Source organism: Scandinavium tedordense (genome assembly GCF_024764965.1).
GTDB classification, from domain to species: Bacteria; Pseudomonadota; Gammaproteobacteria; order Enterobacterales; family Enterobacteriaceae; genus Scandinavium; species Scandinavium tedordense.
In genome coordinates, this window is the sequence record NZ_JALIGG010000017.1 from 1 (window position 1) to 435 (window position 435).

A 435-nucleotide genomic window follows, 5' to 3' on the forward strand; every position below is an offset into this window, starting at 1 on the left:
GGCCGGGCGCCATCCCGGTGGCGGCCTGGGCGATCTCGCGGGAGAACAGCACCAGGGCTTCCTTGCGCGGATGCCGGACGGCCAGCTTGACCACCACTTCGCGGCTGTCCTGCCGTCGCCCATGGGGACCATAGGTGGCTTCGCTGCCGAGCAGTTCGACATTGACCTCGCGGTAGGGCTCCCAGCCGCGCTCGGCGAAGATTTCCTCGGTCCTGGCGATGATCGCCTGGCTGACCCGCTCGGCCTTCTTCAGCGCATCGATGCCGGCGATCAGGCAACTGGCGGTGCAGCGGAAACCGTCCGGATAGGTGGCGCTGACCTTGTACCGGTCGGTGGGCGGCAGGCCGCGCGCGCCTTCCACCGCGACCCGGTCGGGACCGGCCTGGCGCAGGCGCACCTCGGTGAAGTCGCAGACCACGTCGGGCAGCAGGTAGG

At 70.1% G+C, this 435-nt stretch carries 1 protein-coding gene; it reads right to left on the reverse strand.

The window, feature by feature from the left end; all coding sequences use genetic code 11:
• On the reverse strand, positions 1–435 hold a 435-nt coding region (locus MUU46_RS00080), incomplete at both ends, for an acyclic terpene utilization AtuA family protein (RefSeq protein WP_258964440.1).